Annotated in this window: 17 protein-coding genes; 11 read left to right on the forward strand and 6 right to left on the reverse strand. The window is 64.5% G+C overall.

The genetic code is table 11. The features are described 5' to 3' along the window. Positions 1-92 precede the first annotated feature (92 nt). Together aroC and prmB are read right to left on the reverse strand one after the other, a co-directional pair. Positions 93-1202, reverse strand: coding sequence for a chorismate synthase (gene aroC, locus H9L16_RS15180; protein WP_187552475.1), 1110 nt, complete (start codon positions 1200-1202; stop codon positions 93-95). A gap of 9 nt (positions 1203-1211) precedes the next feature. Then, positions 1212-2162 (reverse strand): 50S ribosomal protein L3 N(5)-glutamine methyltransferase, encoded by a 951-nt coding sequence (prmB, locus tag H9L16_RS15185; RefSeq protein WP_187552476.1) that lies wholly within the window; start codon positions 2160-2162, stop codon positions 1212-1214. A gap of 82 nt (positions 2163-2244) precedes the next feature. On the opposite strand from prmB, the gene H9L16_RS15190 reads away from it, so the two are divergent. Continuing rightward, on the forward strand, positions 2245-2883 hold the full coding sequence (locus H9L16_RS15190; protein ID WP_187552477.1) for an SCO family protein: 639 nt from the start codon (positions 2245-2247) through the stop codon (positions 2881-2883). After that, positions 2880-3725, forward strand: a complete 846-nt coding sequence (gene asd / locus H9L16_RS15195; RefSeq protein ID WP_187552478.1) for an archaetidylserine decarboxylase — start codon at positions 2880-2882, stop codon at positions 3723-3725. Before H9L16_RS15190 ends, asd begins: the two co-directional genes overlap by 4 nt. Before the next feature lie 41 nt (positions 3726-3766). Here asd and H9L16_RS15200 read toward each other — a convergent pair whose 3' ends face one another. Continuing rightward, positions 3767-5314 (reverse strand): transglycosylase SLT domain-containing protein, encoded by a 1548-nt coding sequence (locus H9L16_RS15200; protein WP_187552479.1) that lies wholly within the window; start codon positions 5312-5314, stop codon positions 3767-3769. Positions 5315-5482: 168 nt separating this feature from the next. Here H9L16_RS15200 and H9L16_RS15205 point away from each other — a divergent pair, with 168 nt between their 5' ends. From H9L16_RS15205 to greB, 3 genes are read left to right on the forward strand one after another with little or no spacing between them, the layout of a single operon-like run. Beyond that, the gene (locus H9L16_RS15205) at positions 5483-6994 is read left to right on the forward strand and encodes a helicase HerA-like domain-containing protein (protein WP_187552480.1); all 1512 of its coding nucleotides are present in this window, start codon (positions 5483-5485) and stop codon (positions 6992-6994) included. 52 nt (positions 6995-7046) lie between these two features. Further along, complete coding sequence (locus tag H9L16_RS15210; protein ID WP_187552481.1) at positions 7047-7541, forward strand: copper resistance protein NlpE; 495 nt, start codon at positions 7047-7049, stop codon at positions 7539-7541. A 3-nt stretch (positions 7542-7544) separates the two neighbouring features. Next, positions 7545-8048 (forward strand): transcription elongation factor GreB, encoded by a 504-nt coding sequence (greB, locus tag H9L16_RS15215; protein WP_187552482.1) that lies wholly within the window; start codon positions 7545-7547, stop codon positions 8046-8048. Positions 8049-8051: 3 nt separating this feature from the next. Here the strand turns inward: greB and rimO are convergent, their stop codons facing one another. Continuing rightward, positions 8052-9383 (reverse strand): 30S ribosomal protein S12 methylthiotransferase RimO, encoded by a 1332-nt coding sequence (gene rimO / locus H9L16_RS15220; RefSeq protein WP_187552483.1) that lies wholly within the window; start codon positions 9381-9383, stop codon positions 8052-8054. Positions 9384-9456: 73 nt separating this feature from the next. On the opposite strand from rimO, the gene H9L16_RS15225 reads away from it, so the two are divergent. After that, positions 9457-9867: an HIT domain-containing protein gene (locus H9L16_RS15225; RefSeq protein WP_187552484.1), complete on the forward strand. Its 411-nt coding sequence runs from the start codon at positions 9457-9459 to the stop codon at positions 9865-9867. Positions 9868-9870: 3 nt separating this feature from the next. Here H9L16_RS15225 and dcd read toward each other — a convergent pair whose 3' ends face one another. Together dcd and apbC are read right to left on the reverse strand one after the other, a co-directional pair. Next, a complete protein-coding gene (gene dcd, locus H9L16_RS15230) occupies positions 9871-10443 on the reverse strand; it encodes a dCTP deaminase (RefSeq protein WP_187552485.1) in 573 nt (190 codons plus the stop codon). Between the two features lie 103 nt (positions 10444-10546). Beyond that, positions 10547-11404, reverse strand: a complete 858-nt coding sequence (gene apbC / locus H9L16_RS15235) for an iron-sulfur cluster carrier protein ApbC (protein ID WP_187554225.1) — start codon at positions 11402-11404, stop codon at positions 10547-10549. A 96-nt stretch (positions 11405-11500) separates the two neighbouring features. Here apbC and H9L16_RS15240 point away from each other — a divergent pair, with 96 nt between their 5' ends. The 5 genes from H9L16_RS15240 (at position 11501) to H9L16_RS15260 (ending at position 18518) form a co-directional block, all read left to right on the forward strand. Further along, positions 11501-13525, forward strand: a complete 2025-nt coding sequence (locus H9L16_RS15240) for an alpha/beta hydrolase family protein (RefSeq protein ID WP_187552486.1) — start codon at positions 11501-11503, stop codon at positions 13523-13525. Between the two features lie 43 nt (positions 13526-13568). Next, positions 13569-16559, forward strand: coding sequence for a TonB-dependent receptor domain-containing protein (locus tag H9L16_RS15245; protein ID WP_229796483.1), 2991 nt, complete (start codon positions 13569-13571; stop codon positions 16557-16559). 160 nt (positions 16560-16719) lie between these two features. Further along, on the forward strand, positions 16720-17436 hold the full coding sequence (locus H9L16_RS15250; protein ID WP_187552487.1) for a sel1 repeat family protein: 717 nt from the start codon (positions 16720-16722) through the stop codon (positions 17434-17436). A 118-nt stretch (positions 17437-17554) separates the two neighbouring features. Further along, on the forward strand, positions 17555-17986 hold the full coding sequence (locus H9L16_RS15255) for a DUF2147 domain-containing protein (protein ID WP_187552488.1): 432 nt from the start codon (positions 17555-17557) through the stop codon (positions 17984-17986). Between the two features lie 91 nt (positions 17987-18077). Next, positions 18078-18518, forward strand: a complete 441-nt coding sequence (locus H9L16_RS15260; protein ID WP_187552489.1) for a DUF2147 domain-containing protein — start codon at positions 18078-18080, stop codon at positions 18516-18518. Positions 18519-18522: the final 4 nt, after the last annotated feature.

The raw sequence follows: 18522 nt of genomic DNA on the forward strand, positions 1-18522 counted from the left end.
GGATCGTCGCGCTGCGGGAAAGTCGGAATGGGTTGCTTGCGTGTCCGCTGCGGCGCGCTGCTGCCCGTGGGGGCGTAGCCGGCGGCGCGCCGCTATCGTTTCGCGTCGGTGGTAATCGAGCCGGGAATGCGCGGCGAGACATCGCCCACATCGCTGCACTGCGCGCGATGGCGCAACGCCTGGTCCATCAGCACCAGCGCCAGCATCGCCTCGCAAATGGGCGTCGCGCGGATGCCCACGCACGGGTCGTGGCGACCGGTGGTGACGATGTCGACCACGTTGCCATCCGCATCCAGCCCATCCACCGGCAGGCGCAGGCTGGAGGTCGGCTTGAACGCCACCGAGACCACCACCTGCTGGCCACTGGAAATGCCGCCGAGGATCCCGCCCGCATGGTTGGAGAGGAACCCATCGGGCGTCATCACGTCGCGATGCACACTGCCCTTCTGCGCAACACTCGCGAAACCGTCGCCGATCTCCACGCCCTTGACCGCATTGATCGACATCATCGCTGCGGCCAGGTCGCCGTCGAGCTTGCCGTACACCGGCTCGCCCCAGCCCGGCGGCACGCCGTCGGCGACCACGGTGACGCGCGCGCCGACCGAATCGCCGGACTTGCGCAGCGCGTCCATGTACGTTTCCAGCGCATCGACCTGCGCGGCATGCGGCCAGAAAAACGGATTGGCCTCGATGACGGACGCATCGAACCCCTGCGGTGCGATCTCGCCCAGCTGCGACAGCCAACCGTAAACGCGCACACCATGCCGATCCGCCAGCCACTTCTTGGCGATGACGGCGGCCGCTACGCGCATCGTGGTCTCGCGCGCACTGCTGCGCCCGCCACCCCGCGGATCGCGGATGCCGTACTTCTGCCAGTAGGTGTAGTCGGCGTGGCCAGGCCGGAACTGCGCGGCGATCTTGCTGTAATCCTTGCTGCGCTGGTCGGTATTGCGGATCAGCAAGGCAATCGGTGTGCCGGTGGTGACGCCCTCATACACGCCGCTGAGGATTTCGACCTCGTCGGCTTCATGCCGTTGCGAGGTATGCCGCGACGTGCCGGTCGCGCGCCGCGCCAGATCGTGCACGAAATCTTCAGGCGCGATGGCGATGCCGGGCGGGCAGCCATCGAGCACGCAGCCGATCGCCGGCCCGTGCGATTCGCCGAAGGTGGTGACGCGCAGCAGGTGGCCGAAAGTGTTCAAGCGCGCATGTCAGAACAGACCGGCGCCCGGAGCGACACGACCGGCATCGCGTGCATTCGCCAGCCTGGCGATGCGGTCGTGGTGCGCGATCAGGTCGGCGCATTCGGCCACGAAGATGCCCATCTGCCCGACCTTGAACTCGACCCAGGCCAGCGGCAGTTCCGGCAAGAGCTTGACCAGCGCTTGTTCGGCCTCGCCGACCTCACAGATCAGCAGGCCATCGCGATCCAGGTGCAAGGGCGCATCGCGCATGATCCGCAGCGCCAGGTCCAAACCATCATCGCCCGCCCGCAGGCCCAGTTCCGGCTCGTGCGCGTATTCGCGCGGCAGCGCGTCGGTCTCGTCGTTGGTGACGTAGGGCGGATTGGTGACGATCAGGTCGTAGTGCTCGCCCTGCAGGCCGGAGAACAGGTCCGATTTCACGAAGCGGACGTTCTGCACATGGAGGCGCTTTTCGTTCTCGGCGGACAGCGCCAGCGCGTCATCGCTGATGTCGGCGCCGTCCACGTGCCAGTCGGGATTGTGGTGGGCCATCGCGATGGCGATGCAGCCGGATCCGGTGCACAGATCGAGCGCGCGACGCACTTCGCGGTCGCCGAGCCAGGGCTGGAAGCCGGATTCGATCAGCTCGGCGATCGGCGAGCGCGGCACGAGGGCGCGCTGGTCCGACTTGAAGCTCAGGCCGGCGAACCAGGCCTCGCCGGTGAGGTACGCGGCCGGGATGCGTTCCTCGATACGACGCAGGAACAGGCGCAGCACGTCTTCCTTTTCGGCCTCGGTGATGCGGGCATTGCCGTACGCCGGCGGCAGGTCATGCGGCAGGTGCAGCGCGTGCAGGGTGAGCTGGGTGGCTTCGTCCAGCGCGTTGTCGTAGCTGTGGCCGAAGGTCAGGCCCGCCGCGTTGAACCGGCTTGCGCCGTAGCGGATCAAGTCGATGATCGTCTGCAATTCCTGGGACATGTGCGGCCACGCGCGTGCAAGGCCGTGAAGTATAGCGGCGACGCCCCGCTATCATGGCCGGCCACCCCCATTCCAGACGCTCATGTCGAAACGCACTGCCCTGCTGTTGCTGGTGGCCTGCCTGGCCGGAGGATTGGGCCTGTGGGCCTCGCAGCGTTTCCATGGCCCCGCCGCGCCAACGCTACCTGCCGTCAAGGCCGTGACGTTGCTGCCGAACCCACGCGTGCTGCCGGCGTTCTCGCTGCAGCAGTCGGATGGCACCGCACTCGACATCGACGATCTCAAGGGCCGCTGGACGGTGGTGTTCCTGGGCTTCACCCACTGCCCGGACATCTGCCCGACCACGCTGGCGCAACTGGCGGCGGCGCAGAAGCAATGGGCCACGCTGCCGGCCGCATCGCGCCCGCGCGTGCTGTTCATTTCGACTGACCCGGAACGCGATACCCCGAAGCTCACCGGCGATTACGCGCATGCCTTCCATCCGGACACGCTGGCAGCAACCGGGCCGATCCCGCAACTGGAGGCGTTCACCCGTTCGCTGTCGCTGGTGTTCATGAAGGCGCCGGGTCCCAGCGGCGATCCGGATGACTACAGCATCGACCACAGTGCCGCCTTCGTGTTGCTGGATCCGCAAGCGCGGATGGCCGGCGTGGCGCAGCCGCCGTTCGACATCAAGGCGATCGCGACCGACCTCGAATCCTTGACCAAGGCCATGCCGTGAGCCCGTTGACCGCCCTGACCTACGTCCTGCCGCACCGTTTGCTGTCTTCGATTGCGCGGTCGCTGGCGTACTCGACGCGCCCCGCCACCAAGCAATGGTTGATCGACACCGTCACCCGCAAGTTCGGCGTGGATCTGTCAGAAGCGGCCGAGCCCGACCCCACCGCGTACCCCACCTTCAATGCATTCTTCACCCGCGCACTGAAACCCGGTGCGCGCGTGCTGGATACCGATCCGCGCGCATTGCTGATGCCGGCCGACGGCCACGTCAGCCAGTGCGGCGACATCGTCGATGGCCGCATCTTCCAGGCCAAGGGCCAGTCGTTCACCGCCGCCGAATTGCTGGGCGATGACGAGGCGGCGAAGCCCTTCGCCGATGGCGTGTACGCCACCGTGTACCTGTCGCCGCGCGACTACCACCGCGTGCACATGCCATGGACCGGGACCCTGCGCGAGACCGTGCACGTCCCGGGCCGCTTGTTCTCGGTCGGCACCGATGCGGTGGCCAGCGTGCCGCGGCTGTTCGCCCGCAACGAGCGCCTGGTCTGCCACTTCGATACCGACTTCGGGCCGATGGTGTCGGTGATGGTCGGCGCGCTGCTGGTGTCCGGCGTGGAAACCGTGTGGAGCGGCGTGGAGATTCCGGCCTACGGCGATCGCATCACCCGCAAGGACTATCGCGGCAAGGGCATCACCCTGGAACGCTTCGCCGAGATGGCGCGCTTCAACTACGGCAGCACGGTGATCGTGCTGCTTCCGAAGGGCGTGGCAGCGCTGGATCCGGCGTTGAAGGCGGAGACGCCGGTGCGGTTGGGGCAGCGGCTCGCAACGCGGCTGACTTAGGCCGTCATCCCGGCGAAAGCCGGGATGACGGCAACACAGCCTCACCCCTTGCAGCCCGCCAGCGTCAGGCTCTGCCCCGGCCGGATCGCGTACTTCGGTGCCTTCAGCTTGTTCGACTTGGCCAGGTCGCCCAGATCGCAATCGAACCTGCGGACGATGGCCGACAGGGTCTCGCCGCGCTTCACCTTGTGGGTCTTCGGTTTCGCCGGTTGCGGCTTCGGCTTGGCCGGCGGCGCGAATTGGGTGGGCGCTGCGCCGGAGGCATCGGCACCGGCGCTGGCTTCACCGCTCGCGCTGGTCATCGGGCCAATCCGCACCAGCGCGGATTGCACGTTGCTGGCCACCAGTTGCTCGGCCAGTTGCAGGCGCTGGCCGCGGGTGCAGTAGCGGTTGTACAGCGAGGCGATGCGGGTGGTGGCATTGAGCGTGGTGCCGACAGGCATGGTGCTGTCGGCGCTCCAGCGCGGGTTGAGGTTGCGCAGGGCACGCATGTAGCCGTCGCGCGAGCCGTAGTTGCCCAGGCAGATGGTGAGTTCGTAGATCGAGGCCGGCTGCTGCAGGCGGATCACCGCCGGCCGCGAGTTCACCTTCGGCCAGCGAATGCCGTATTCCTTCGGGTGCAGGAACAGCCACGCCGCAGCAACCACCATCGGCACGTAGTCCTTGGTCTCTGCCGGGAACTGGCTGTAGACATCGGCGTCCCAGAAACTGCGGCCGCCACTGCCGCGGTAGACGCGCAAGGCACGGCCCTCGCCACCGTTGTAGCCGGCCAGCGACAGCTCGATGCTGTTGTCCAGCTGCGCCATGCGCTCGACGAGGTACTGGGCTGCGGCATCTGCCGAAGCGGCGGCGTCATAACGCGTATCGAAGCCAGTGCCATCGTTGCCCAGGCCGAAGCGGCGACCGGTGGCCGGCATGAACTGCAACGGGCCGATCGCGCCCGCGCGCGACCCCACGTGCACCTTGCCGTTGGATTCCTTGGCCAGGATCCCGAACAGCAGTGCCTCCGGCAAGCCATTGCGCTTGAACGCCGGCGACATCAGGTGCTGCATGTAGCGGTAGTTCTCGTAGCTGTCCATCAGCGACGGGCGCATGTCGGTCAGCCAGCGGCGGATGCCGGCCTGCACCGCCGGATTGAACTGGACCATGCGCACGAAGCGCTGGCCTTCCTCGCTCAACAGCGCAGCCGCATCGGCGCTTCCCGGCACGTAGTCGGTGGCCAGGTCGGCCTCGTCGATCGGGTCCTCGTCTTCGCTGCCCGGATCGCCCTCGCCGTCCTGCGGCGTGGCCTTGAGCAGGCGCTCGTAGGTGGCCAGCATCTTCGGCAATTCGCAGCCCTTCTGCTTCGCGCAGGCTGCGACCACGGCCTGCATCTCGGTCAGCGCAGCACCGGGAACGGTGCCATCGGTCTCCTCATCCTCGGCCAGCAGCGCATCGCGATAACGCTTCTCGGCGGCGTCCATGCGCTGCTGCAAGGTCGCCGCGGCAGCCAGGTCGCGCTTGGATTGCGCGTGTGCGACGGGCGTGGAAGTGGCTGCAAGCAGGGCGATGAAGAAAGCGGCAAGCGCAGGCAATGGACGAACGAGCATCAGCAATGGGCATCTCGCGTGGGGAAACCGCAGGGTAGCCGCCGCGCGAGCGCCGGGGCAACCTGCCGCAGGTCACGGGAAGGCGACCGGCATCGCATAGAATCGCCCTGCGCCGCATTCACCTTCGAGCGGTACGCACCTCCACGGGAACACCCCACAGGAACAGGCATGGATCCGATCTTCGTAGGCAAGGCGATCACCACCGAAACCAGCGGCGATGTGGTCCTGTTGCCCAAGTACGGCAATCGCCACGGCCTGGTGGCCGGTGCCACCGGCACCGGCAAGACGGTGACCCTGATGACGCTGGCCGAAGGCTTCAGCAGGATCGGCGTGCCGGTGTTCCTGGCCGACGTGAAGGGCGACGTGGCGGGGCTGGCGATGGCTGGCACCGCCAGCGAGAAGCTGCAGCAGCGCATCGACCTGATGGGCATCGCCGATTACCGCAACGAAGCGGCGCCCGTCGTGTTCTGGGACCTGTGGGGCAAGCGCGGCCATCCGGTGCGGACCACGGTCAGCGAAATCGGCCCGACCCTGCTCGCGCGGATCCTGGAGCTCAATGACACCCAGTCCGGCGTGCTCGACATCCTGTTCAAGCTGGCCGATGACCGTGGCCTGCTGCTGCTCGACCTCGACGACCTGCGCGCCCTGCTCGGCCTGGTCGCCGAGGAGCGCAAGGACATCAGCACCTCGTACGGGCTGGTCAGCGCGCCGTCGATCGGCGCGATCCAGCGCTCGCTGCTGCGGCTGGAGCAGGAAGGCGCGGACATGTTCTTCGGCGAGCCCGCGCTGGAACTGGCCGACTTGATGCGCACCACCACCGATGGCCGCGGCGTCATCGGCATCCTCGCCGCCGACCAGCTGATCCTCAAGCCGAAACTGTATTCCAGCTTCCTGCTGTGGCTGCTGTCGGAATTGTTCGAGACCCTGCCCGAGGTCGGCGACCTCGACAAACCCAGGCTGGTGTTCGTGTTCGACGAAGCGCATCTGTTGTTCGATGACGCACCGGCCGCGCTCCGCCAGCGCATCGAACAAGTGGTGCGGCTGATCCGTTCCAAGGGCGTGGGCGTGTATTTCTGCTCGCAGTTCCCGGACGACGTGCCCGATGAAATCCTCGGCCAGATGGGCAACCGTTTCCAGCATGCGCTGCGCGCGTTCACTCCGCGCGACCAGAAAGCCGTCAAGACCGCCGCCGAGACCTTCGTCACCAATCCGGACCTGGACGTGGCCAAGACCATCGGCCAGCTCGGGGTCGGCGAGGCATTGGTCTCGACCCTGCAGGACAAGGGCATCCCGATGCCGGTGGAAAAGACCCTGATCGCGCCGCCGCGCTGCCGGATGGGCGCGATCACCGACGCCGAACGTGCGCAGGTGCGCGCCGGCAGCCCGGTGGGCATGAAGTACGACACCGCGATCGACCGCGAATCCGCCGCCGAATTGCTGGCGAAGAAAGCCGAAGCGAAGGTGACGCAGGCGGAAGCACCGCCGGCCAGGACCCGCGAAGAGGACGATGCCGAGGGCGGCGGTTTCGGCGGCGCGGTCAAGGACGCGGTGTTCGGCACCAAGCGCCGGCAGGGCATGATCGAAACCATGGCCAAGCAGACCACCCGCACGATCGGCAGCAAGCTAGGCAACCAGATCGTGCGCGGCATCCTGGGCAGCATTTTCGGCGGCAAGCGCTGACGCCCCGCCGACTTCGACATCCACCCGAACATCTTCAGCAATGAGGTTTCCCATGCATCGCAAGCTCCTGACCATCGCTCTCGCCGCGACCCTTGCCGCCACCACCGGCTGCAAGCCCGACGAAGCGGCAGAAGCCGCGTCCGCGCCCGTAGCACCCGCGGCCGCCGTCACCGATGCCGTGACCGACGTGGTCGACCACAGTTCGCCCGCGGGCGATGCCAAGGACTTCGACATCAAGGCCTTCGCCGGCACCTACGCCGGCATGCTGCCGTGCGCGGACTGCGCGGGCATCGACACCACTATCGCGTTCACTCCGGAAGGCTCCTACACGCTCAGCGAGACCTACCAGGACGCGGACAAGAGCAGCTTCCTGTCCAAGGGCTCGTGGTCGGTGCGCGGCGACGGCAAGGCGATCCAGCTCGACCCGGAGGAGAAGGACGAGTACGACCGCGCGTTCACCATCGCCTCACCGACCGAACTGCTGGCGCTGGACCAGCAGGGCAAGCCGATCGCCGGCACGATCGAATACCGCCTCAAGCGCAAGTAAGCGATGGGGCGTTGGCGTCCGCCGGCAGCCGGCAGCACCGCGCTGATCACCCGCGAGGGGCATGACCGGCTGAAGGCGGAACTGGACGATCTCTGGCGCGTGCGCCGGCCGGAGGTCGTCAAGGCCCTGGCTGCTGCCGCGGCCGAAGGCGACCGCTCCGAGAACGCGGAATACACCTATCGCAAGAAGCAGCTCGGCGAGATCGACCGTCGCGTGCGCTACCTGAGCAAGCGCCTGGAGGCATTGCGCGTGGTCGATGCCGCGCCCTCGGATCGTGATGCGGTGTTCTTCGGCGCGGAAGTGACCCTGGAAAACATCGACGATGGCGAACGCGTGCTGTATCGCATCGTCGGCCCCGACGAGACCGATGCACGGCAAGGCTGGATCAGCATCGATGCGCCACTGGCGCGGGCGATGCTGAAGAAGCGCGTGGACGACGAATTCGATGCCACGCTGCCGGGTGGCATCGTCCACTATGCGATCGTGGGGATCCGCTACATCGACTGAGGCTCAGTCGTCGTATTCGACTTCGCCGTAGAGGTCGTGCTCGTCGCTGCCCATGATCCGCACGCGGGTGAACTCGCCGGGCACCAGGCCAGCCTCGCGGCCGTCCTGCACCTGCACCAGGCCATCGATTTCCGGCGCATCGGCCATCGAACGCGCGATGGCGAGTTCGCCATCGATCGCATCCACAAGCACTCGCTGCACCGTCCCGACCTTGGCCGCAAGGCGTGCTTCGCTGATCGCGGCCTGGCGCTCCATGAAGCGCGCCAACCGTTCCTGCTTGACGTCTTCATCGACCGGGTCCGGCAAGTCGTTCGCCTTCGCGCCATCGACCGGCGAATAAGCGAACGCACCGACGCGGTCGAGCTGCGCCTCGTCGAGGAAATCCAGCAGTTCCTCGAACTCCGCCTCGGTCTCGCCGGGGAAGCCGACGATGAAGGTGCTGCGGATCGTCAGCTCCGGGCAGATCGCGCGCCAGCGCTGGATACGCTCCAGGGTCTTGTCGACCGCGCCGGGCCGCTTCATCAGTTTCAATACACGCGTGCTGGCGTGCTGGAACGGGATATCGAGGTACGGAAGAATCTTGCCATCCGCCATCAACGGGATGATGTCGTCGACGTGCGGGTACGGATACACGTAGTGCAGGCGCGTCCACGCGTCGAGTTCCGAGAGGCCTTCGCATAGCGCCTTCATCCGGGTCTGGTAGGTCTTGTCCCGCCAGCTGCGCTCGGCGTATTTCACGTCGACGCCATAAGCCGACGTGTCCTGCGACACCACCAGCAGTTCGCGCACGCCGCCGCGCACGAGTTTTTCGGCCTCGCGGAGCACGTCATCGACCGGGCGCGACACAAGGTCGCCGCGCATCGACGGGATGATGCAGAAGCTGCAACGGTGGTTGCAGCCTTCGGAAATCTTCAGGTACGCGTAGTGCTTCGGCGTGAGCTTCAGGCCGTAGTCCGGCAACAGGTTGACGAAGGGATCGTGGCGCGGCGGCAGCGCCGTATGCACCGCATCCATCACGCTGGCGTAGTCCTGCGGGCCGCTGATCGACAGCACGCCGGGATGTGCCTCGCGGATGATCTCCGCGCGCTTGCCCAGGCAGCCGGTGACGATGACCTTGCCGTTCTCCGCCATCGCCTCGCCGATCGCATCCAGCGACTCGGCCACCGCGCTGTCGATGAAGCCGCAGGTGTTGACCACCACCACATCGGCATCGTCATAGGCCTGCACCAGGTCGTAGCCCTCGACCCGCAGCTGGGTGAGGATGCGTTCCGAGTCCACCAAGGCCTTGGGACAGCCGAGGCTCACGAAGCCGACTTTTGGTTGCTGGAGGGACATACTGGGCTACCGGGCGAATTGCGGAATTATACGGCCCGGGATCGGCCACCCTCTCCATGCCGGAGAACAACGCATGAACCACTGGCACCTGCACCCGCAACTCGCCGACGACACCGCGCCGGTCATCGAACTGCCGCTCTGCGAAGTCCGCCTGATGGACGATGCCAACCACCCGTGGCTGGTACTGGTGCCGCGGGTGGCCGACATGGTCGAGATCATCGACCTGGACGGCGCCCAGCGCAGCCAACTCACAGCGGACATCGATGCCGCATCGCGCGCGCTGAAGGCATTGTTCAAGCCGCACAAGCTCAACGTCGCCGCGCTCGGCAACCTGGTGCCGCAACTGCATGTGCACGTGATCGCGCGCTACACCGACGACATCGCCTGGCCGCGCCCGGTCTGGGGCAACGCGACCGCGCGGCCGTACGCGCCGGAACAACTGATCGAACGGGTCAATGCATTGCGCGGGGCGCTGGCGCGCTGAAGCTCAGGTCTTCGGCAAGGTAACGCCGGTCTGGCCCTGGTACTTGCCGCCGCGATCCTTGTAACTGGTTTCGCAGACGTCGTCGGCATCGGCCTGGAAGAACAGCATCTGCGCCACGCCTTCGTTGGCGTAGATGCGCGCCGGCAGCGGCGTGGTGTTGCTGAATTCCAGGGTCACGTGGCCTTCCCACTCGGGCTCCAGCGGGGTGACATTCACGATGATCCCGCAGCGCGCGTAGGTGCTCTTGCCCAGGCAAACGACCAGCGTGTCGCGCGGGATGCGGAAGTACTCGACCGTGCGCGCCAGCGCGAACGAGTTCGGCGGGATGATGCATTCGTCGGCGACCACGTCAACGAAACTCTTGGGGTCGAAGTTCTTCGGATCGACGATCGTCGAGTTGATGTTGGTGAATATCTTGAACTCGCGCGAGCAGCGCACGTCGTAGCCGTAGCTGGAGGTGCCGTAGCTGACGATGCGGTTGCCATCGACCTGCTTGACTTGGCCGGCCTCGAACGGCTCCAGCATGCCGTGCTCGCGGGCCATGCGGCGAATCCAGCGGTCGCTCTTGATGCTCATCGCTTTCCGATTTCAGGCGCTTGAAGGGCCGGGATTGTAGCCCGGGCAAGCGCAGCGCACCCGGGGCGCGTCATCCCGACGGAGCGATGCCTTGCAACGTGGCTCAACCGCCGAGCAGCGAGGCCATGATCCCGCTACGCAGCTTCGGCCTGGCATCCAGTTGCGCCAGCAAGGCCTTGGCGATGCCGCGATAGGCCAGCGCGGCAGACGAATCCGGCTGCGCCGCCATGATCGGCGTGCCCGCATCGCCCTGCGCGCGGATGCCGATCTCCAGCGGCAGCGAGCCCAGCACCGGAACCGCGTATTGGGTCGACATGCGCCCGGCCCCGCCCTCCCCGAAGATGTGCTCGGCATGCCCGCAATTGCTGCAGACATGCACGGCCATGTTCTCGACCAGACCGAGCACGGCGATGTCGAGTTTCTCGAACATCTTCAAGGCCTTGCGCGCGTCCAGGGTGGCGATGTCCTGCGGCGTTGTCACGATCACCGCACCCGCCACCGGGATCTTCTGGGCCATCGTCAGCTGGATGTCGCCGGTGCCCGGCGGCAGATCCACCACCAGCACATCGAGATCGCCCCACCGCGTGTCGGTGAGCAACTGGGTGAGTGCGGAGGTCGCCATCGGCCCGCGCCAGATCATCGGCGTGTCCTGGTCGACCAACAGGCCGATCGACATCGCCTCGATCCCGTGCGCCCGCATCGGCTCGATCGCCTTGCCGTCCGGGCTGTCGGGACGACCCGACAGGCCGAGCATCATCGGGACGCTGGGGCCGTAGACGTCGGCATCCAGCAACCCCACTGCCAGTCCTTCCGCGGCCAGTGCCAGCGCCAGATTCACCGCGGTGGTGGACTTACCCACCCCGCCCTTGCCGGACCCCACGGCGATGATGTTGCGGACGTGGGGCAGCGGCTTGAGGTCGCCTTGAACGGTATGGGCGGAGAGGCGGGGCATGGGGGTCAGCTGTAGGCTCGGGATGCCGATTCTAACGGCCGGCCGGGAGCACACGCTGGTAAGCTTGCAAGCTCGAAACGTCAAAGTTATATGGGGAGTTCCGCAATGACGATCCATCCTGCAAAAACCCGACTGGCCGCCGGCCTGTTGCTTGCAAGCGCCGCCGCCCAGTCGGGTGAGCCCATCGCAATCGAATCGCTCGCCCGCGTGCCGGATATTCAATCGGTCTCGATGAGTTCAGACGGCAAGAACCTCGTCGCCATTGTGGCCCTCCCTGGCTCCAACAACCAGGAAACCGGCTTGGCCGTCTGGAACCTGGATAACCTGGACGCGGGTTCGAAAATCACCCCGTCTGGCGATCGAATGAAATTCATCGGTGCAAGTGCGATGAAGGCAGATCGAGTCCTCGTAATCGGGCGTCAGGAATGGACTGGTCAACTGGGCGGATGCGGGGAAGGCAAAACCTCTGGTGCAACGAAGACCTTCGTTTCCAAGGCCTACCTTACCGATACGACGCAAAAGAAATTCGAGGAAGCATTCGCGGACAACACCCGGAAACTCGGAGTGAGCGAAGACATTCAGCGCTGCCTCGAAATCGCCGGCACCGCGTCTCTCGTCAATCGCCTGCCGCTCGATCCCGACAATGTGATCATCAACCAGATCAGCGGCGTGTCGCTCAGCGGGAACTACTATCTCTACAACCTTCGTACTGGCGCAACAAAAATGTTGTTCAAGTCCGGAGGACGCTCCACGCCCGGTCTTTTCAATCCACGCGATGGCGAACTGCTGACTCGTACCCAACTTGAGCCGATCGGCTCCGGCGAATATGAGCAGCGCATCCTGATCCGCAACGCGAAAACGGGTGAGTTTGAGGAGCACGCTCAACTGACCACGAAGCTCAGTGGCCGCAACACGGTCGACATCGTCGGTATCGACGAGACCAGCGGCAAGTTCTACATTCTGACCGACCAATGGTCCGACCGCGTGCAGGCGTGGATGTACGATCCATTGGAAATGAAATACGAGAGTGAACCTCTGCTCTCGCATCCGAAGTATTCGATCGCGCGCCTGATTCTCGGGACGCAACCCAGCAATTTCAACAAGGTCCTCGGCTACGCCATCGGTGGCCCCGATATTGAAACGACCTATGTCGAGCCAAGGGTGCAGGGCATCAATGCCACCCTGCAAAAGGCATTTCCCGGCCAGACGGTCAGCTTGGATGGCTACAACGATGACATGAGTCGTGTCCTGTTCTCGACCGAGAGCGCGCAGGCGGCTCCGTCTTATCACGTGCTCATAGACAAGAAGCGCATCGTGACATTGGGCAGCCAACGTCCCTGGATCGACGGCAAGCAAATCGGAGAACAACGCTGGGTCACCTACCCGGCCCGCGACGGGCTGGAAATCCCGGCAATCCTCGACCTGCCTGCAGGGTGGAAACAGGGCGACGGCCCATTGCCGACCATCATCCATCCCCACGGTGGCCCCTGGGCGCGGGATTACGCCGGATGGGATGGCAGCGGCTGGGTGCCGTTCCTGACCTCCCGCGGCTATGCTGTCCTTCGTCCGCAGTACCGTGGCTCGAATGGACTGGGCCGCAAACTGTGGCTGGCCGGCGATGCCCAATGGGGCCAGAGCATGCAGGATGACAAGGATGACGGTGCTGCCTGGCTCGTCAAGCAAGGCATCGCCGATCCCCAACGCCTCGCGATCTTCGGCTACTCCTATGGTGGCTTCGCTGCTGCCGCGGCTGCCGTTCGGCCGAACAGTCCCTACCAGTGCGCCATATCAGGCGCGCCCGTGACCGATCTTGCCAAGATCGGCATGAGCTGGAGCGACAACCGCCTGCAGCGCATCCTCCAGGGCAATACGGTGAAGGGCATGGATCCAATGCAGAACACCGCGAAGGCCGGGATCCCGGTCCTGCTGTATGTCGGCGATCGCGACGTGCGCACGCCGGCATTCCATGCCAAGGGTTTCTTCGATGCGATCAAGGGCAACGTGCCGGCAAAGTTCGAGCTGATCGCGGACATGCCGCACAGCATGCCTTGGTACCCGCGCCACCAAGAGCAAACCTTGGGGCTGATCGAAGAGTTCCTTCGCAAGGACTGCGGCCCGGGCGGACTCTGAATTCACCAGCGAGGTCGCATGGCGACCTCGCTACCTTTGCCACTTGACGGCAAGTGCGCGCATTCACTCTAAACGGGTTGCAACGGAAACTGAACGCCGCCTATACTCCTTAACGATTCTGAAACAAATGCCTGAAAAGAGGCTCAGGTATCACCAAGGGGAGTACTGGATGAGCAAGACCGAGAAGAAGACCGCGTTCCGAAAGCTGCCGCTCTGCATTGCGATGCTGAGCTGCCTGTATGGCACCAGCGTCATGGCGCAGGATGCACCCGCGCAAGCGCAGCAGGAGGAAGCGAAGCAGGATCAGCCGAAGGAGCTGGAAAAGATCACGGTGACCGGTTCGCTGCTGAGGCGTCTTGAATACGACACTACCTCGCCAGTGCAGGTGCTCACCGCGGACATCAGTGCCGATGTTGGCCAGATCAATACTGCAGAGTTCCTGCAAAAATCCAGCGTCGCAGCTGGCTCCACGCAGATCAGCAACCAGTTTGCCGGCTTCGTGATCGAAGGCGGTACCGGCGTGCAATCGATCTCGCTGCGGGGCTTGGGTCCCCAGCGCACCGCCGTGCTGTTGAACGGGCAGCGTCCAGGTCCGGCCGGCACGCGTGGCCAAGTCCTGGCATTCGACTTGAACGTCATCCCGCAGTCGATCCTGCAGCGCGCGGAAATCGTGAAGGATGGATCTTCGTCGATCTACGGCTCGGATGCCGTCGCCGGCGTGGTCAATCTGATCACCCGCAAGAACTTCGACGGTCTCGAATTCAGCATTACCGGTCGCATTCCACAGAAAGGCGATGCCGAAACCGTCAGCATCTCGCTCGCCAACGGCTGGAACTTCAGTAACGGCAACATCGCCGTCGCGGGCGAGTATTACATCCAGGAACCGCTGCGACTTGGCGATCGTGACTATCTGCGTTGCGCCGAGGATCTGATCACGGACAGCAGCGGCAACCGCATCGACCGCGAGGATCGTTCGATCACCGCAGGCACTGACCTCGAAGGCTGCAACAACCTTTACGCCAATACGGTCATCGATTACTTCGACCCGGCTTATCGCCTGGTTCCCACTCAGGACGGCAGCACCATCGGCGCCCTGCCGGGCTACAAGCCGCGGCCGCGCACCACCCGCACCTACCTCAATGGCGGGGCGTACTATGAAGACCAGTTGAACTTCGACTTCGTCGGCGATGCCCACCTGATCAACCGGCAGGAGCGCGCCAGCCTCTACGCCAACGCCGATTTCTCCTTCGGCGACGTCAACTTCACTGCGGAAGGCCTCTACAACCGGCGCAATACACGGACCCACGGCTTGCGTCAGTTCTTCCCGGTCGTTGAAGCCCCGGTGCCCTCAGGCTACGGTCAGGTGATCATGCCGTTCTCGTCCGACCAGGACGTCACCGTGGACTACATGTACCTGCGTACCGGCTTGGACGGCTTGTTCAGCTGGACCGACTCCTGGGCCTGGAGCACCAATCTCTCTTACACGCGATCCGACGGCGACTACAGCGTGTTCGCCATCGACCGCGCCAAGAGCGGCGACCTGACCCTTGCCAACAGCGGCACCGCACCGGTTGACTACTTCAAGCCGTGCATCATGAACGGCCAGTGCATGAATGAGCTGGAGGATGCGCTCGGTGTGTGGCACACGGGCAATACGGTGTATGACCAGGTACTGTTCAACGCGGTGGCGACTGGCGAGCTGTTCGATCTGCCGGCAGGTGCGCTGGGCGCGGCGTTTGGCGTCGAATACCGCAACTTCGGCATCGACGACCAGCCGAGCGAGTTCGAGCGCGCTGGCCGCGCATGGGGCCAGAGTTCGGCGCAGGTCACCAAAGGCCGCGACAACGTGAAGGAAATCTTCACCGAACTGGAAGTGCCCCTCCTGAAGGGCCTGCCGTTCGTCGAGGCGTTGACAGCCAATGTCTCGGCACGCGCATTCGACTACGCGTCTGTCGACGATTCGGATTACGTCTGGAAGATGGGCCTGAGCTGGCAGATCAATTCGGCCGTGCGCCTGCGCGCCACCAAGGGTACTTCCTATCGCGCGCCAGGCCTGTATGAGCTCTATCTGGGCAACCTGACAGGTTTCGTGGGGCAGATCGCGATCGACCCGTGCATCAACTGGGGCGAAAGCACGAATGATTTCATCCGTGCCAACTGCGCGGCCGAAGGCATCCCCGACGATTACGCGGCGGCCGGTGCTCCCTCGGCGACGGTGACGACCGGCGGCGGCTCCGGGTTCCTGAATCCGGAAACCTCCAGGGCCTTCACGGTCGGCACCATCCTGACCCCGTCCTGGGCACCGATCAGCGTGGCGTTCGATTACTTCGACTATGAAGTGAACGACCAGATCGCAACCCTGACGTCAGCCACCATCCTCGGCGGCTGTTACGGTGCCCCGGTGTTCCCCAATAATTTCTGCAACAACTTCGTGCGCAATCCAGGCACGGGCCCTCAGGCGCACGCGATCACCGATGTGTTCGCCACCTACATCAACGTCAACCTCCAGAAGGTCCGCGGCTACGACCTGCTCGTGCGCTGGGATGATGACTATTCGTTCGGCAAGCTCTCTGTCGAGACCCAGCTGACCTACACGATGGAAGACGTCAACCTGCTGTTCGAAGACCCGCTCGGCAACGGCTACGTGCGCTCCAACAACGTCGGCTACATCGGCAATCCGAAACTTGTCGGCAACCTCAATGCACAGTTGAAGCGCAGCGACTGGACCTACACGTGGGGGATGGACTACGTCGGCGCAACGCGCAACCTCGACCTAAATCCCACGTTCACCTACCTCGGGTTCGCCAACGCGCAGCGCGACATCTGGGCGGAGAGCCGCCTGTACCACAACGTTTCCATACGCTACAACCAGCCGAAGTGGTCTCTCTTGTTCGGCATTCGCAACCTGCTGGACTCGTCGCCGCCAACCGTGTCCACGGGTGCCGCGACTCGCTACGGCAACGTCCCGGCGTTCGCGACCCAGTACGACCTGCTGGGCCGGTCGTTCTTCACCAAGCTCGACATCAAGTTCTGACCGTTGGTTGATTGGTGTCCCGAAGAGCCCGGCGCAAGCCGGGCTCTTTTTGTTGTTGCCCTGACTTTCGGGTGTACTGAAGACGTGTCACTCCGCCTATCCTGCTGTCATCGCTTTCCCTTTCGAGCCCACTTCAATGCAAACGGCAAGCACTACCCGATTGTTCGCGATCGTCGCATTGCTTTTCGGCCTGACTGCGCACGTCGAGGCGCAGCCACAGGTGGATCCCAGCAACAATGACACCATGCTGGCCGGCGGCTTCCTCGAGGGGCATCCGGACCTCCTCTATCGCTCTCAGGGATTGGATGCCTACCAGAAGCGGGACTTCTCCACCGCCATCGAGCGATTTCGCAAAGCGGCCTACTATGGCGACAAGGCCTCGCAGGCGATCGTCGGCGAGATGCTGTGGTCGGGCGTCGGCATTGGTGCTGATCGCGTCATGGCCCTGGTCTGGATGGACTTGGCCGCAGAACGGGGTTATCCGCGCTTCGTGAGCACCCGCAACGGCTACTGGAACGCGCTCACTCCGGCTGAACGCCAGCGGGCCCGAAACCTCGCCGAAGATCTGTTCGGCGAATACGGCGACGACGCCGCCGAACCACGCCTGGCAAGGGCCCTGCGACGAGAGCGCAACAAGATCACCGGGAGTCGCGTGGGTTCGATGACCAGCAATGTTCAGATCATCGTCCCTGGCTACGGCAGCATGGACGCCTCCCAGTTCTACAACCCGAAATTCTGGGATCCGAAGGAATACCGCGCTTGGCATGATGCTTTCTGGAAAGACATCAAGGATGGCAAAGTCGTCGTCGGCGAACCCGAAAAACTGGACGAACTGAATCGTCCGCTCTCGCCGGCCGATCCGCGCGAGCCGCGCTAGTCGATATTCGCGGGATCGACCCGCATCTTCAGCCTCCATACGGCATCGAATGCGATATAAATGCGCCACTCGCCACCAAGGGCCCCGCGCCCCGCCATCTCCCTGGGAGGGAATCACCATGCGCAAACTCATTCTCGCCGGCCTGCTTGCCTCGCTCGCGTTTTCCGCCTCGGCCCAGAACCCCGCCTCGCCGATCGGCAAGTGGAAAACGCTGGACGACAAGACCGGCAACGCGATGACGATTACCGAGGTCTATGAAGCCAAGAACGGCACCCTGGCGGCGAAGATCGTGGAGAACCTGGGTCTGCCTGCGACTTGCACGGACTGCAGCGGGCCGCACAAGGGCAAGCCGATGGTCGGCATGGTGACCCTTTGGAACCTGAAGGCCAACAAGGACGGCACCTGGGGCGGTGGCAGCGGTTACAAGCCGTCCGAAGACCGCGAGTTCAAGGCCAAGTCGGTCACGCTCACCGACGGCGGCAAGAAGCTGGAAGTGAAGGGCTGCGTGTCCATCATCTGCCGCACCGCGACCTGGGTGCGGGCCAACTGAGCCTCCTGCTTTCGATCCTGGAACGGCCCGCTTGCGGGCCGTTTCCATTTGCAGACATCCGACTTCCCTCATGCATTCCGGAGCCTGTCGCATGCGCTTTCCGATGATCGCCCTGTCCACTCTCCTGCTGGCGGCCGGAGCGGCGCATGCGCAATCGCCGGCATCCGCAGTCGGCCGCTGGAAGACCATCGACGACGTCACCGGCAAGGCGAAATCCGTGGTCGAGGTGTATGCGGCGAAGGACGGACGTCTCGCCGGCAAGGTGGTCGAGATCCTCGATCTGAAGGACGGTCCCAATCCCGCCTGCACCGAGTGCAAGGGTGCGAGTCACGACAAGCCGATCAATGGATTGGTGATCCTGTGGGGCCTGCGCTCGGATGGCGAGGGTCGCTGGAGTGGCGGACGCGTCCTCGATCCCGAGAACGGCAAGGACTACAAGGCGAAGCTCGAATTGCTGGAGGGCGGCAGGAAGCTCGGCATGTCGGGTTGCATCGCCTTCGTGTGCCGGCAACAGGTGTGGGTGCGCGAATAAGCGC

Source organism: Thermomonas carbonis (assembly GCF_014396975.1).
GTDB lineage: Bacteria > Pseudomonadota > Gammaproteobacteria > Xanthomonadales > Xanthomonadaceae > Thermomonas > Thermomonas carbonis.

What these genes read in the sequence shown, in the direction of transcription:
- rimO (WP_187552483.1), bottom strand. Translation starts at nt 9,383, where the DNA reads ATGTCCCTCCAGCAACCAAAAGTCGGCTTCGTGAGCCTCGGCTGTCCC.
- greB (WP_187552482.1), top strand. Translation starts at nt 7,545, where the DNA reads ATGGGGCGTTGGCGTCCGCCGGCAGCCGGCAGCACCGCGCTGATCACC.
- H9L16_RS15200 (WP_187552479.1), bottom strand. Translation starts at nt 5,314, where the DNA reads ATGCTCGTTCGTCCATTGCCTGCGCTTGCCGCTTTCTTCATCGCCCTG.
- H9L16_RS15255 (WP_187552488.1), top strand. Translation starts at nt 17,555, where the DNA reads ATGCGCAAACTCATTCTCGCCGGCCTGCTTGCCTCGCTCGCGTTTTCC.
- H9L16_RS15210 (WP_187552481.1), top strand. Translation starts at nt 7,047, where the DNA reads ATGCATCGCAAGCTCCTGACCATCGCTCTCGCCGCGACCCTTGCCGCC.
- H9L16_RS15205 (WP_187552480.1), top strand. Translation starts at nt 5,483, where the DNA reads ATGGATCCGATCTTCGTAGGCAAGGCGATCACCACCGAAACCAGCGGC.
- H9L16_RS15225 (WP_187552484.1), top strand. Translation starts at nt 9,457, where the DNA reads ATGAACCACTGGCACCTGCACCCGCAACTCGCCGACGACACCGCGCCG.
- prmB (WP_187552476.1), bottom strand. Translation starts at nt 2,162, where the DNA reads ATGTCCCAGGAATTGCAGACGATCATCGACTTGATCCGCTACGGCGCA.
- H9L16_RS15240 (WP_187552486.1), top strand. Translation starts at nt 11,501, where the DNA reads ATGACGATCCATCCTGCAAAAACCCGACTGGCCGCCGGCCTGTTGCTT.
- H9L16_RS15190 (WP_187552477.1), top strand. Translation starts at nt 2,245, where the DNA reads ATGTCGAAACGCACTGCCCTGCTGTTGCTGGTGGCCTGCCTGGCCGGA.
- H9L16_RS15260 (WP_187552489.1), top strand. Translation starts at nt 18,078, where the DNA reads ATGCGCTTTCCGATGATCGCCCTGTCCACTCTCCTGCTGGCGGCCGGA.
- dcd (WP_187552485.1), bottom strand. Translation starts at nt 10,443, where the DNA reads ATGAGCATCAAGAGCGACCGCTGGATTCGCCGCATGGCCCGCGAGCAC.